The organism is Halorientalis sp. LT38 (assembly GCF_037031225.1).
Lineage (GTDB): Archaea > Halobacteriota > Halobacteria > Halobacteriales > Haloarculaceae > Halorientalis > Halorientalis halophila.
Map to the genome: position 1 here is coordinate 1,131,874 of NZ_JAYEZN010000001.1, position 15,866 is coordinate 1,147,739.

Annotated in this window: 6 protein-coding genes; 2 read left to right on the forward strand and 4 right to left on the reverse strand. The window is 55.7% G+C overall.

Features of this window, described 5'->3' with window-relative positions; genetic code table 11:
• Window positions 1-17 precede the first annotated feature (17 nt).
• The 4 genes from U5918_RS05890 to U5918_RS05905 form a co-directional block, all read right to left on the reverse strand.
• Window positions 18-4,550, reverse strand: a complete 4,533-nt coding sequence (locus U5918_RS05890; RefSeq protein WP_336000190.1) for a DEAD/DEAH box helicase — start codon at window positions 4,548-4,550, stop codon at window positions 18-20.
• Window positions 4,551-5,014: 464 nt separating this feature from the next.
• A complete protein-coding gene (locus tag U5918_RS05895) occupies window positions 5,015-5,467 on the reverse strand; it encodes a hypothetical protein (RefSeq protein ID WP_336000191.1) in 453 nt (150 codons plus the stop codon).
• On the reverse strand, window positions 5,461-9,900 hold the full coding sequence (locus U5918_RS05900; protein WP_336000192.1) for a DEAD/DEAH box helicase: 4,440 nt from the start codon (window positions 9,898-9,900) through the stop codon (window positions 5,461-5,463). The genes U5918_RS05895 and U5918_RS05900 overlap by 7 nt, the downstream gene beginning before the upstream one ends.
• Before the next feature lie 70 nt (window positions 9,901-9,970).
• On the reverse strand, window positions 9,971-10,873 hold the full coding sequence (locus tag U5918_RS05905; RefSeq protein WP_336000194.1) for a hypothetical protein: 903 nt from the start codon (window positions 10,871-10,873) through the stop codon (window positions 9,971-9,973).
• A gap of 397 nt (window positions 10,874-11,270) precedes the next feature.
• Between U5918_RS05905 and U5918_RS05910 the strand changes: the two genes are divergently transcribed.
• Window positions 11,271-15,440: a DEAD/DEAH box helicase gene (locus U5918_RS05910; RefSeq protein ID WP_336000195.1), complete on the forward strand. Its 4,170-nt coding sequence runs from the start codon at window positions 11,271-11,273 to the stop codon at window positions 15,438-15,440.
• Window positions 15,412-15,855, forward strand: a complete 444-nt coding sequence (locus U5918_RS05915; RefSeq protein WP_336000196.1) for a phospholipase D-like domain-containing protein — start codon at window positions 15,412-15,414, stop codon at window positions 15,853-15,855. Before U5918_RS05910 ends, U5918_RS05915 begins: the two co-directional genes overlap by 29 nt.
• Window positions 15,856-15,866: the final 11 nt, after the last annotated feature.

The window sequence follows — 15,866 nt, forward strand, 5'->3', positions numbered from 1 at the left end:
GAACGGGGGAACGACGGTCATGGTGTTTGTTTTAATGCCTCCGCGAGCAGCGTCCTGTTCAGCAAGTCGTTGTCGAGATAGGTAGCCGGTGTCCGCTCGATCAAGAGGCAGTTCTCACAGTAACCGCTACACTCGTCACAGTCAACCACGTTTCGAACCTCGTCGACGACAGCGTCCAAGTTCCGGTCAACCTGTGTCGCGATCCCGTTGCCACCCTGCCGGTTATCGACGATGTAGACACGGACTTCGTCACCGGTCGTCATCACCTTCACGCGGAAATCATCTTGGTCACTCTGAGTTTCGACGGCGACCGCTTTCGTCAACGCTTGTTCCAAGCTGATGAACAGTTGGGGCCACACCGCCTCGTCTTCCTGCTCCAACAATTCATCCGGAAGACGATCAGCCACCGTTGCCTGGTCAAATGTGAGACAGATTCCCTGTGTCGCGTACTGTTTCCCAACAGGCGCGTACCGAGCATCGCCGTCGTCGCTGTCAGAGATCCGTGCTTCAGACCGTTTGATCTCTTTCCCGGACCCCATCGTATGCCGACGTTCGAACACCGGGATGAAGTCGATCACATCGTAGCCGCCGACCGCGACGTCGCAGGGAAGCCCGAATACCGTGGCTTCTTCGCCTGCCGTCGTTTCGTCACGGCTCGTAACGTGGGTCGTCATGATGGGCGAGGTACTGTACTGATCTTCGAACTGGCGGGCTTTCCGGCAGTTGACTGCCTGGACGCCGTGGACCGAGATCGCGTCTAACGGGCTGCCGCAGTGGGGACACTGCTCTGCTGCTGTCCGGTAGCTTTCGAACGGCCGGGTACAGTCCTCATTGGTACAGATCGCCACCGTCTGTAACGATTCCTGCGTGCCTTCGACGTCCGACACCAGGTAGGTTGAGCCGTACAGGGTCATCACTGCCCCTCGCTCATTTTCCTCACCGGGGTAGAAGTCGTAGAGGCGGCCGTCACCTTGGAACGAGATGCTTTCACTGCTACCCTCGAACTGGACGGGGAACTGTTGGCCGAACTCGCGGTAGTTCGCTAAGTAGCCAAGCCGATTAAGCCAGAAATCCAGGCGGTCATTCCCGTCACGCACGTCGTCGAGGTCGGTGCTGTCACTGAAGCTGCGGAGCTGGCCACAAGTTTGCTGTGTCCGTTGCCGGAAGCTCACCGGGCCGTCACTGGTAAAGACCGCGTCGAAGATTTCCAAGCCGCGCTGCCCGAACACGGCCTCGATATGGTCCCGCAACCGGTCCGTCACGTCGTCACGGACGAAGGTGCGTAGCTCGTCAAGATTCGCTTCCACTCGGTCGGCGAACTCAGCAACCGAGTCAACCGACTGATCAATCTGGTAGGTCTCCTCGAAGGTGTCGCTGGGATGCGGATTACGGGCGAGATAGGCAACGACTTCGGTCACGACGTGGCCGGCCAGGACTTCGTCGAAGTCAAACGGGTCCGGGACACGGACAGGGTCGAAGCTGCCGAAGAACCGGTCCAGGTCGTCGTAGTAGTGTGCGTCGACAGGATGTGTGCCGCGGACCGTAGTGGCTACCAAGGATTCGCTGCCGCGTGTCCGTCCGGTGCGGCCACTGCGTTGCACGTAGTTGGTCAAGGTTGGCGGTATCCCGACCTGTGCCACTGAATCCAGGGTGCCGATGTCCACGCCGAGTTCCATCGTCGGGGTCGCGCTGACGATGTTGACGTCCGGATCAGATTTCCGGAACCCTTCCTCGATGGCGCTCCGCAGTGTCGGTGGAACGTCCCCTTTGTGGATTCCGACCGTGATGAAGTCCAACTCCATCGTCTCGACCTTGTCGCGCGATACTGGCGGCCCTTCACTCGGGATGAGGGGTGCAAGGATGTCGTGGCCCCAGTGGTCAACCGGGTAATCCCAGTCTGTCTCGACGTCTGCCCAGCCGAGGAGGGTCATTGAGTCGTCTTCCTCGACACGGAACCGTTGGTGGACGTCGACCGTGTTGCCGCAGGTCGGGCAGTGAGCAAGGCCGTCACCGTCACGGGGGACAGGTGATGCCGTGTAACAGTCGTCGCAGAACGTTACCTGGGGAACCAGTTGGAGGTCGGTCTTACTCGCGTAGTCGTGGACGATGAAGATGCCGCCGCCGACATCACTATAGCCGTCACATGCTTCCAGACCGTCGATCTGGTCTTCGATGTACTCGAAGACGTCGTCCTCAGTTGCTTCATCTTTCCCCGCGTTGAGAATCGTGTTGCGGACGTCATCCCACGTTTTGAGTTCTAGGACGTCGCTGTCCAGCAAGCCCTGCAACACGTCATCGACAACTTCGTCGATTTCCTGTTCGGTGAACCTTGTCTCGGACTCGAGCTTGTTGACCAACCGTTCCCGGGTGTACCCCTGGAACTTGATTCCGTGTTTCTGGAACTGGGGCGGGAACCGGCTGACGAAGAGATTGAACACCTCGTGGCCGATTGCCGCGGTCTTCGGATCGGGACAGGTGTAGACCCAGGCAGGGGTGACAAGCGCTGCTTCACGGAGGTGCTGGCACTGGGAGAGCCGTGCGTTCGGCTCAATCTCGTTCCACAGCTCAACGAGGATATCGTTCGCATCCGTTTCCCGGTCCGGAGTGTTCTGTCGCAGCGGCTGCCAGTACTTCTCCCGCAGCGTATCCAACACCGGGTAAAATAGCGACCGGGCCTCGGCTCGGCCACCTTCCTCGATCAACTGCTTCACGTACAGCGTCTCAGCGGTCAACCCGTACTCCGTCCCGATGATCTCGTTGCTGACCGATTCAGCTGTCGACCGTGAATCAGAGAAGACCAACGTCTTCTCGGACGGCATCGACCGGCACAGCGACGTCAACATGAACGAAAGCAGGGTCGGCGTCGGCACCGTAATATCAGTCAAACGGAGCCGCGACGTCGTACAGCCAGGACACGGACCGTCCGTCCCGCCGCCATAGACCGGTTGAAACACCTCTTCATCCTCGTCCTCGTCTTCGTTTTCGGTGTCGGCTTCGACGAACGGGTGGTGGCAGGTCCGGCAAAACCGGAGTTCCCGTGTTTGGTGGCCCTCGGGACAGGACCGGCCACGGGTCACTTCCTCGCATGTCTGGCACCAGTAGATCTTCCGCGGCGGTTTGGCGAACATGTGGTACTTCGCCGTCACCATCCCGGCTGCCCGGCCCAAGGCAAGCAGAGCTGACATCGCCTCTTCCGGGTTCGATGCACCTGCTTCCTCGAGCCGGTTCACGAGGTCAGCGTAGTGCTCGAATTCGACCTCGGTGGTCGACTCGTCCATGAACCACGATGCAAGAGTTGCGACTTCCGGGACCGTATCACGGATGAACTGGAACCATCTGCCGCCGAGATCGCCGTGCTCCACCACCTGTTCCGTCAAGGTATCCAGTTCATCGGCGGCGAGGCCAAGTGTCCCACCGTTCTGGACAGCTCTCGCTGTACCGTCCTCCTGTTCGGTGTCGATGCGATCGGCGATCGGGGCGAATACCCAGTCTCGGTGCTGGTCTGGCACGGTCAACGGGTCTGGCCCTGCCAGGAGTCCGATCTCCTCCAATGTAGTGACGGCGCCGGTCAACTGGGGATAGCTGTCGCAGAACGTCTCCCGGTCGACGTCGTGGCGTCCGATGAGGACGAGTGTTTCAACGATGTCTCGGAGTGAGCATTCCGCAAACCTGTCGAAGTCAGTCGTCCCGGTGACCGGGAAGTCGCGAGCGGTGAACCCGAGCTCGTTGACGTCGTCTCGGTCCGCCCCGGTCAGGACGGATGCCAAGTCGCTGGGGTTCTCGATGGTGGCAGAGACCAGCGTGACCTGCGGGTCGTGCGCTGCGTAAAACTGTTTGAGGCGACGGGTGAGCAACCCGATACTTGACCCGGAGATCCCGCTCCACACGTGGGCCTCGTCGAAAATTAAGTGCTGGACCGGGCTTTTCTCCGGTCCTTGCCCCAAGATGTCACGGGTAGCCTCGTTGTCGCTGACGAACATGTAGTCGAGCGCTTCCGGGTTCGTCAGGAGGATGTCGACCCCGTCCCGGATCTGCTCCCGAGTGATCTTGAGCCACGGATACGTCCAGTCCTCGCTGCCCGGTGTCCCATCGCTGGTCACCCGCAAATCGTCCTGCGTGCGGGGACATTCCAGGCCGCGAACGTTGGCACCGATATCCAGGTCGAAGTCACGCGGTCCGACAGCTGCCGGCGTATCTCGGTCCCAGATTCCGATCGTGACGCGGTCTTCGCGTGGCAGTTCTTGGTTCACCGTGTCGATGTAGCGGAGGAACCGGTTGAGCTGGTCGACACCCAGCGTCTTCATCGGGTAGATGACGATCGCTTTCAACCCGTCGGCGTCCGTCGACACACAGTCATTGAGTACCGGGAGGAAGAACGACTCCGTTTTCCCGGTCGCTGTCGGCACAGCCAAGATGTTGTCGTTGGGGTCCGTCTCGATGGCCTCAATCGTATCTGCCTGGTGCTGATAGAGCGACCCGGTACGGTCCCCGCCGAATAACTCGTCGACGACCGCGTCCACAACCCGGTCATCGTAGCCGTACTGGTCCAATAACTCGGTGGCTGGCCGCTCCGCTGTGGCTGGCGGTGAGACAAACTCGAGATACGGTCCTTTGGTATCCACCAATTCGTTGGAGACGAAGGAGCTAGCGTTGGTGACGCCTGAAATACGGTTGAGCTTGGTAAGTTTCCGATTCCACCACGTGATCTCGGAGGCACGATCCGTGGCGGTTGTAAATGCATTCAACGGGGACGGCATTGACCGTATAGAGCTGAAGACGTGGACCCCTCAATAAGGCTTTATGTTTCCAGCCTATTCGCAATACGAGAGTGCCCCTGCGGAAAGGTCCTCTATATCACTTCAACCTGTAAGGGCCTATATTCCAAATTCGGTACGGGCTATCCGATTTCGGGAACCGGTCTCCGAATTCGTCGATCCACACAAAAGTAGAGTCAAATACCTAGCAGCTCACCTGACAGCCCCTATGAGAGGGTTTGGTGCATCGGTTCGATGATTTAGTCTCCTGGGTTGATGGCTTCTTCAACACTAAATAACGATTCGATACAATCTCGCAAGCTGTCATCATAAGAACACCGGTTCGCCTCGCCGTCGGTCACTTCACGATGTTGTGTCTTGCCTTCCTCAAAGTACACTTCAAGATTCGAGATACACGTATACTCCGAGATGGACTCAACCACCAACACAACCATGTTGTTACGGTACTTGTCCATGAGGCGATGATCAAGCTGTTCTGCCTCGATGCAGACGCCGAAATCGATGTCTGGATATCTCTCTGGGAGGCGGTGATAGTAGTCGTCACTACCCGGGGTGTCAGTCGGACGGTTCACCGTAACACGTTCTACATTTGGAATCGCTAATGCGAGGATTTCGAGGTCATCTTGGGCGAGTTGTGTCGTGAGATATCGCCGTACACCTCGCGGAAACGAGTCGCAACTGAGCGTTACCATGAGACGAAAAACACCTCCTCATTCGACGCATCAAGCCATGCCCAGTACGCGCCTCGTTCAATCATCGCTTCACGGTTCTCGGATTTCGGAATTGCATCGACAAGATAGTCCTCGAGTTGCTCTAAAATACAGTAACTCAGTGCCTCGTCCTGAGGAACATCGGATATGCTCCGATCGAGCTGTAAATTAACCTGACAACTATCGATATCTTTCGGGAGTAAGAGTGACCGTATACTTTCCTCGCCTAACGTCTCGATAGTGTCTTCAAATTCAGTATGTACATCCGCAGGAATCTCATCCGTCCGGACTGTAGTGTTGTCTGCTTGCGAGTTATGCACGAGTGCGGCTGCAAGCTCATGCTTGAGGTGGAATAGCTGTTCCATCGAGACTTCGTCTGTTGTTAGCGACGCCATCCGGTCGATACTTGCCGCCACCTCCTCCGTTACCCGAGACAACGAATCAGGATACGAGAACCCAAAGACATCCGTAACAATCGATTCGATCTGCTCCACTGCCACTGCTCGGTCACCACCAGTCCTCGTAAACTCTTCTATCTCTACCTCATCGTAGAGGCGATCTACAGTTGGCATATGTGCCCACAGACGTTCAGTCAGAATCTGGGGGTTGTGCAACAGCCGGTACAGCGAGTTCAACACCAAGTCAGGACGTTGCTCTTGATGTTCACAGAACAGATCTACAATCCCCTGGCCCCCCTCTGTCTGTTCAAATACATATATCTCCTGCATGTCAGTGTCATAGCCATACAGGAGGAGGTTTGGATCGACTCCAGTGACGTCAGCCACTAACAATGTCAGAAGATGGGCTGCTGTCGTATACATCGTCTCTCGTGGGTCAACCTGATCAAAGCGCTTGTACATCGCAGCCCGCACCTCACTGTCACCCGGCACCCGACGGCCCGACCCCAGTGCGTCGACATCAAGCCCACCACCAGATTCATACTCAGCCATAAAGTCTGAAACATCCCAAGTAAGTGTCCGGGTATTCAGTTGATAGCCAAGTTTGGGAGTGCTTGCTTCGATACGATGAGGCTCAGGGTCCCCAACCCGAACGTACTCGTTCTCATCGCCATCATCCAGCGGCACTTGTTCCGTGATTTGCAGTAAGATATCTTCTAGCCACACCTTCGCGTCCGCAGCACACAACTGAAGGTTGCCGGACTCAAAGTCGATATCACCGGTCGCAGTCACCTCTGATTGGATGGTAGCCTCTGCGAACAGTTTTACCGGACGGGTACTCCCGCCACTACTTGAGGCGGGAGTTGGGCCATCAGCAGCCGGTTTGATCTTATAATTGTCCATATCGAACTCAAACACACCCTGCGCGAGTTCTCCCGACTCATCACGGACACCATCCAACCGTATCCGGTCTGGGACCCGGAGGTCCTCCGTCGGGTCCTCTCCGGGGATGCTTGAGAAGTCAAATTTCGGCTGTCCGTCCTCTGTAGTCACACGCGGCTGGAATACCTGACACTCCCCAACATCGGGTTTATGTTCAACTTTGAAGGGGATAAACTGCGAGAGCATCGACGTGACCGGCTTCTCATCCAATTTGTAATCATCACCATCACCGAACTCGGGCTGCTCTAACGTATAGTACCGGCCCGCATCGTTGAAGTAGTTCGGTGGCACATACCAGATCTGTACATACTCATCGGGGAGCGCTGACTCAGCTGCCTCTCCAGCTTCCCATTCTGATGGCGGCTGGTGAAGTTGGAACTCTTGGGTGTTGCGCAGCGTTTTCAGACTACGATTATAATAATACGCTGCTCTGAACAGACCCTTGATCGCAGATAACTGGCCATGGTTGGCGACCCATGGTTCTCGGTATTCTTCAATCCCATCCAAGGCCTGGTCGAGATAGTAGAGAGCACGTCGTTCACGAGCTTTCCTCTCTAATGCGCCGCCTCCGATTGCCTCCTGAATGACGGTGATTGCTCTATCAAGCCGATCCAATCTATCACTAGGGAATGCCTCTGGACCAAGCGATATCCGCTTCGATTCTATCGATACCTTGATCTTGTTCAGAGCGGATAGGAATTCATCAACTCTATCGCCGGGGTTCGGCGCGTCAGTAACCGACTCCAATGTCGCTCGTGCCTCGTCAAAGGAGTCATCGGTTATGGTATTGGTGAAGTCATCGTGGAGTGCGATACCTGCCTCACTCATTTCCAAGATGAATTGAGTGACAGCATCCTGATCCAGTAAGAGGTCACCGGTATCTTCATCTACAACCGATTGAATGTCTGAGTACTCATCACGAATTGATCGGATTTTCTCCTCGATCTTCTCCCGGATTGTGTCGAGGTTTTCACCACTCTGGAGCAAGTTCTGCCCAGAGGTGCGGATGTCATAAATCTCATCGAATTGTGAGTTCGGGTAGAGGAGGAATTTCGTGAACGCCGTCCACCCAAGTTCTTGTGTGAAATACGCTTTGATGAGTTCTGGTGCGTTACTATCATCACTCCAACTTCCGTGATACCAGGATTCGTTCCTAAACTCTGCGAGGGTGTGGTAGTACTCGTGGAAGCGGTCATGCATCCATGAGATGACGGCGTTTTCAGCCCAAATGGGGGTGGTGACGTTGTTTTGGATGAAACGGTCGGCGCGGTAGTGGAAGTTGCTATCGCCGGCAAACTCTGACAGATGGATGAAAACGTGCCCGGAGCCGTCTTTCTCGCGTGCGGCCCGTCCAGCTCGTTGCTTGAAAGTCGTGATGTTTTCCGGTGGGCGGTATTGGGAGACGAAATGGAGGTTCTCGATGTCGATGCCAACCTCAAGGAAGCTAGTGCCGTGGATGATATCTGCATCGTCGATATCATCCACGTCAGCTTCACTTCCGGAATACACTGCGATGGGGTTATCCAGTTCGTCTGTCGTGTCTAAGAACTCGTGGTCAGTCCGGTCGGCAAGAGTTCGCCAATCCCCTGGTTGGCCGAGATCGTGGTAACGCCATAGCTCGCGCGTTTTATCTGCGTTCTCGAACTGGTGTTTGAGTCGGTTGATTTGACTCTTACTCTGAATAAACGCTAACAGTTTTCGACGTGCGTCGGAGCCATCAGTCAGCGACAAGAGAGACATCTCGTCGTCGTTGGCTTCAGAATCATTCTGGGATGTGGGATCGGGTTGAAGGAGTGACCGCCCGATCATCATGGCATGTTGGAGGTACTGAGATGCCACTCCAGGTTGTTGGTTCTGCCCAGTCAGCATGAAGTAATAGTGGAGTGCATCAGAGCTCGAGTCATCTATGTCGGACTCGTATGGTTCTAACAGCTCCACCGTGTTTGGGCCGGCTTCAAATTCGTCATACTCTTCTATGGCTCGAGAGCTAAACCCAAACAGCGATTCCGCGAAGGAGCTTGGGGTGTCGACGGTTGCACTTGCTCCAAGAAATACTGCATTGTCGTCTCGAATTTGTCGGATATTTCTGATGATCTGTGCGGCGTGACTGCCACGTAGCCCCTGATATTGATGGATTTCGTCGAAGATGAAATACTCGGCATTAAGGACAATATCATAATGGGGTTTTGCAGCTAGGATTTCCAGTGATTCGAGAGTCGTCAGTAAAATATCTGGTCGGGGATCGTTGCTATCATCCTCTTTGATAGCGTTTCGGTGTAGCACGAGTTCATCTTCGGTGAACCGTATTCCGTCGGTGCCATCTGTTCTCCGATAAACTTCATCAAACACTTCATAGCCGGGGTCGACGCGAGGAAGCGACCTCCGGGCAATATAGAACGTTGTTTGGTTGTCCGACCAATGGCTCGCTACTTTCAGTTTTGCAGGAGATCCAGGTTCGACAAAGCTGCGGCCATCAGTGACTAAGTCGTCTTTTGAGTAGGGTTGTCGACCCATCCACGCCCCCACTGATAGGTCATTTTCAAAGTCGGGGTCGTTGTTGACTTTATGTACGGTTTTGAGGATGCGACCGAGTTGGTCTTTGAGTAGGGCGCGACTCGGGTAGACAATGATTGTTCGGTCGCCATTTTGCAGCACCGCGTTATGGAATGCTGGTCCGAGAAAGGCAGGAGTTTTTCCAAAGCCAGTTGGAGCGCTGACGACGGCTGCTCTGTCTGTGGTTTCGGTGGCATCACGAATGTGTTCGAGTTGGTCTGTGATCGTCTGCCAGCTTTCGAGTTGGAAGCGGGATGCTTGGCGGTCAAAGTCGAAAAATCGAAAGATATCTTCAACCCGGTCGGTCTGTAATCGCTCCGGGAAGCTTTCTAGATCGGAGAATTTGGCTCGCGGGCGATTTTCGTTATCGTATCGTAGTGAGCCCGTCGTGTAGCGTTCGTCATCGTGAATTTGGCTCTCATTGAAAAGCCGTTTGTTGTGCGCCGTAGCCCGGAGGATTTCGGTGACGTCTCGCGGTAAGTCGAGGGTATCAAAGGAGGATGAAAAGTCAAAATGTCGCATTATTATTGCTGCTCTTTTCCGTATGAACCCTTATAAAACTGGAGGAGAGCGACTCGTGTCTGAAATGAGATTATTCGGATGTTTGTGCTTCGTATTCCTCGCGGTTATTCCGGAATCGATCGTATGGCATGCCGATATCCAGCGCCTGTTCTATTGTTAAGCCATCAACTGCTGGAATCACATAATCAAACACGGTTTCCTTTTCTGCTACACCGAATTCGTTCGCTGGCCGCACAAGCACCCGGAGACGGTAATGCTCAGCACTATCTTGGAGGTCCTCGATGGCTGCTCCGAATGTCTTGACATATGGATTCTGCTGGTTGACTGTCTTTGGAAGCCATGGGCGGAACTGATGCCATCTTCGCGAGAAACTGTCAGGGAAAACATTTGGGTTAGTTTTCAACGACAGTTCGACACGATACTGGCCGGAACCGGACGGGGCCATTCGAGCACCGTACGGCTGTTTCCAAGCATCCGAATCGGATTCTCCGTTCTCCTCAGATTCATTATTTACAGATATCGGTTTTATAACCGGGTACGCGGATGAAGATGTTGGAATTCGGTTCTTACCCCAGACCACTAAGCGATCTCCCCATGTATCTATCACTCGTGCATCCACTGGTGCAACAATTGTTCGTACCTGTATCTGGGTTGCGCTCCCATGGCCATAGTTTTTTAACTGGACCGCGATGCTGTCAACATCGTGTTTCTTGTATGCTTGAGCGGCGATAATGGGCCGCTGTTCCAATTTCTTCAGTTTTACCTGTTCACGATATACGAGGACAATCAATGTGGTGAGTACCACTGACAGTAGCGCTGCCAGTGCTTCCAGCTCAGATGGCGACCATCCACCAAGAAAATTATCAGACTGTTGTGATATATATGCCCCCCCTGTTATTAAATTAATATTTTTGTGTATCAATGAAAGAGCCCCATATTTGACACCAGCGCCCAGAGCCAATAGGTACTGCATAGACACCGTTTCCAACATACCCTCATTATATAAAAGTCGTTTTCATGGTCCTGCACAACTTTGATATCAAAGCTTGAGGTTCATATATCGACTCCGATCACATCTTTTTGACCGGGATCGGAGAGCACCGTCGCAGTGGGCGGCTGACGGCCCGACTCCTCCGGTTACCAGCCGATAGAAGTCGTCGGAGCCCATCTGTTAACTACCACTATATATAATTTGCTAGAGGGTTGCGACACATTTTCTCCAGAGAAAATCGGTGTCGGGTAACAGCAATTCGATAAGCGAACAACGAGGTCCCAGAGCAAAGTTATTTAGATAGACCTCTGTATCTCTTCAGCATACGAATTGATGACACATTCTCCAACTGCCTGGCGGATCGTCCACCTCGCCACTAATGCAATATAGCGACCATACAACGAACCCTGACCGGATTCCGGGCGATGTCCGCCCCTTGATCCGCGGGATGTTATTCAATCGCCAGCTGCTCGGCACCGATCACGACGGCGACCCGGTGACCGACGCAGTCAAATATACAAGCGAAGAGCAGAAACGCCGGCAGTCCACTCCGTACGACGGCGACGACCCGTTCGTCGATGACATCCTCGACATTTTCGACTTCGACCCGCTTGATTTCCAGGTTGACAGCTGGCAGCTGATCAACGACTTCCACCAGCGACGCTACGACACGGGGCAGCCACATGCCGCGATCCTTTCGGCCCCGACCGGATTCGGGAAGACCGAGGCATTTCTCGGCCCGCTATACCAACAACTGCGGAACGGTGAGCAAGATACCACAGTTATCGTCTATCCACGGCGGGCACTCCTCCAAGACCAGCTCGGCCGCATCCTGAAGCACGTCCACTCCATGCGTTCTGCTGATGAGCAGGCACCGCTCTCCGTCGGTGTCTACATGGGTGGTATGCCCTACAGCGTGGACGAAGTCCGCGATGACTACTTCGAATCCGAGAACGGACGGGAAACGTTCCAATTAGCGCACTGCTGGTGCGGCGATGAAAACACGACAAATGCGTTCACCTATGATGGGAGTTCAAACTCCTACACCATTCGCTGCGAGGCGGACGACACCCACAGTTTCACCAACAACGAACTGGTCCTGAGCCGAGAACGGATCAAGAACGGGGAAACCCCAGACATCCTGTTGACTACGCTGGAATCGCTGGAACTCTTCGCGCTCAAACCGAACTACGACATTATCGACGACGTGGACACGTTCGTCCTGGATGAGGTCCACCTGTATACCCGGCTGCGTGGCGCGCACGCGGCCAAAATCATCGGCAACATCAACGACATCACGGACCAGCCCCTGCTCTGGATTGGGGCGAGCGCCACAATAGACAACGCCGATCGGTTCATCCGGAAACTGTTTGACTTCCCCTCCGACCATCTAGCCACGGTTGACGTCCCTGAATCCGACCTCAAACAAGACCACAACGACAAAGAACACTACTATTTCCTGTTATCACCGGAGGACGGCCCAGGCGCCTCCTCCATGATGATCCAGCAGCTGCTGTTGATCGGGCACGGCCTCCTCCGCGACATTGACGGCAACGAGGGTAAAGCCCTATCGTTCATCGACAGCATCAGTCAGGTGAACCAGAAGAAAGCCCAGCTTGACGACGCCGAACGCGGCGACGACAGCCAAGACGAACCCCCCCTCTGGCACCATCATACTGATCGGTCACCGCGCGGCCAGCAACCGGCTAATCCGGAAGCAGACTGGGCTGATATCGCCGACGCCATGGGCTACGACTTCATCGAGGACCGTGCCCTGGACTTTCTCCCGGTCTACTCCAAGATCGGGTTCGACGCGGAGGATGCCGCTGACAGCGATATCTTCCTCTCTACCTCGTTCCTCGAAGTCGGAATCGACATCGGCGAGATCAAGCACGTCACTCAGTACCGGACGCCGCAAAACCTGTCCTCCTTCGTCCAGCGGACCGGCCGGGCCGCTCGGGAGGAAGGGATGGACGCCCACATCTTCGTCTTCCTCTCCAACCTGACGAACGACGCCAACATGTTCTACCGGGCGGACCGCTTCCTCAGCTCCGAACTTCGCACCCCGCTCAAACCCGACAACGACGTCATCGAGTGGATCCACACCACGCTTAACACCTATTACACCCGGGCCAGCGACATAGAGAACCGTCGCATCCGCCGCGGTGAAGAAGAAACCTTCCTCGAAGAATTCCTCACTCAGGACAAGCAGTATCAGGAGTTCTACCAGTTGCTGGTCAATCCCAGCGACTTCCTCCTCGCCGAATTCAATATCGACGAAACCGTCGAACCGTTGACCACGGAGGCGGGAATCGATTCCTTCCGCGATATCCTCAACGAACGCGAAACCGAGCTGGAAGAGGAGTTCGCGGAGGTCGATGACCTGATCAATATCGACAGCGGTGAAATCACCCGCAGCGACAACGCCTTCGAACAGTACGTCGACGAAGTCCGGCAACGAACCCTCGAAGTCATTAGCCACTACGTCGACATCGCCGACCAGTACCAAGACCACATCGACAGCAGCGACGCCTCTGATCTCGTTGACCAGCTTGACGAGCTTCGCGACGAGTTCGAAGAGCTACGCGAGGAGGCCCGTTACGGCTACCGCGGTGCTGAAACTGAACGCGTCGAACAGTATGAACAGCTCTTCGGCAGCATCATCTCGGCAGTCGGCGACCTCACCGGGCTCCGCGCCCAGGTCAACATCCACATCGATGACCGCCCCGAGGACGTCTCCCTTGACCGGATTACCGATCTCAGTGACGCCGTCGACATTCTGAGTTCGATCGCGGGTGACGGCCGACTCGAGGAGAACATCGACGAGCGCTACCAGATCTACTACTTGCGCCGCGTCCTCGACCAACTCGGAGAGTATCGCGACCTCGAACGAGACCCTGAAAGCCGGGTGAACAGGCCGCATATGAGTCTCCACTACGTGAAGCACATGCTCCGTGCGGCCTACTACCTCCACCGCTACCTCCAGGTCACCGACCGCACATATAGCGACGAAATCTGGTACGTGCCGCCGTCATACTTCGACAGTAGCGGCCAGTTCTTCACCGTGATTGGCCCCGACGGATTCAACGACAACGAGGAAACCATCGACAGCCTCGTCCACTCCCACGCACCGTACCGCAGCGAATTCCAAAATGAATCCACCAATCTCCACGTCTTCCTCCCGCCGACCGAAGTCGAGAACTACGGTGAACAGCCGACAGGCAACGAGGTCCGGTTCGACTTCAGCGACATCCCCGGCGATCGGCGGAACGGGATGCTGATCCCGGACTCCATCCAGCTCTCGGAAATCCCTGACGTCACCGGGCAACGCGCGCTCAACATCGTGGCCTACTGCCCGCAGTGCCTCACCCTGCTTGACGATCAGCGGTGCGTCCGGCACAACGAGATTGGGTGGGGAAAGGTCCATGCCGAACCCCAGGTCCGGACCGTCGCTCGCGACACCGACGTCGAGGACGCGACCGGCAGTCTCGCGCTCGCCGGGCTCCGCGGCCAAGTCACCCTGGAAGGAGTCTCTCTGGATATCACACCGGCCCGGCCGATGGGCGACATGGGCATCCAGTTCACCGGTGATGACCGCATTCAACGCGAAATCAACAGTCCGGAGATGCCGCTCGGCTTCGACCTGAAGACACGCGGCCTCATCTACGACCTTACCGACTTCGTCGCCTACGTCGAGGATAACGAGGAGCTCATCGCTGACGTCGCCCGGTACAAGAACCTGGACGAGGTCCCGATCGACGAACTAGCGTACCATACAGCCGCTCACTTCTTCCTCCACTTGGTCGCGGACGTCGGCGGTGTCAACCCGTCCATGCTGTTCTACGGCCTGGATCCCGAGGAAGGCATCGTGTTCATCTTCGAACGGACGGAAGGAGGTCAAGGGATCGTCGATCTTGTCTACGATGAACTGGAGAACAATCCCGGCACCCTGCTCGAATCCTTGGTCCGCATCACCTACAACACGCAGGTCATCAACGAACAACTCTGGGCAGACCCCGATTTCGTCGACGACTTGCCCGAGCACGGCGTCGATGAAGACGCTGTCCAACGCTGTGTCGACACACATCTCGACGAGCAGCTCGACATGGTCTTCCCCGAGATCCGGGATGAAGTGGTGCAGGAGGTATTATCGACCTGTGACCGGGCCGCCCAGCTCAGGAACGAGGAAACCATCCCGCTCCGCGACGCCTACACCGTAAAGCACACCGTGGCCGATGCCCAGCTGGACGGAGCTGATGCATTCCCTGAGGGACGCGTTGATGCACTCAACGTTGACCTGGATGAGCTGTCCCGTGTCGAGTCATTGTTCTTCTCCCCGGATATCGACGGCTGCGTCGAAAACCTGCACACCGGGGAATGCATCTCTGGCCATGACCAAGAGGAAGTCCTGAGCCACGTCTTGTTGCAGGAACTCCGCCACCACCTCGTCGACTTCGTGGACGCCGACGACGCCGTTGATGAGATGTTTGACCGTGAGCAAGTCCCCGCAGGAGAAATCAATGACACGAGCATTTACTTTACCTTCTAACGAACTCGCCTACTTCATCGGGTACACCCTGATCCACGCCGACAAGGTCGTCCTTGTTTCGCCGTGGCTGAGCGACGTCGAACTCCGGTTCCCAGTGAACGACCAGACATCCAGCCGCGAACTCCTCCTTTCCGAAGCCGTCGCCGAACTCACCGACACCGACATCATCTTCCTCATCAACGGCAACGAAGACCACAACGACTACATCAAATCCCGCGTCGAACGGAACGCCGAGATCGTTGACGTCCCCGACCTCCACGCCAAAGCCGTCATCACCGACGACTGGGTCTACGCCGGATCCGCCAACATCACCCGCCGCGGCCTCCTCGTCAACCGCGAACTCTGTAAAATCGTCACCAACACTCACTCCGACGCCAACACCTACGTCCAAAAAGAGCTCAACGTTGACCTCTAATCACTTGGCAA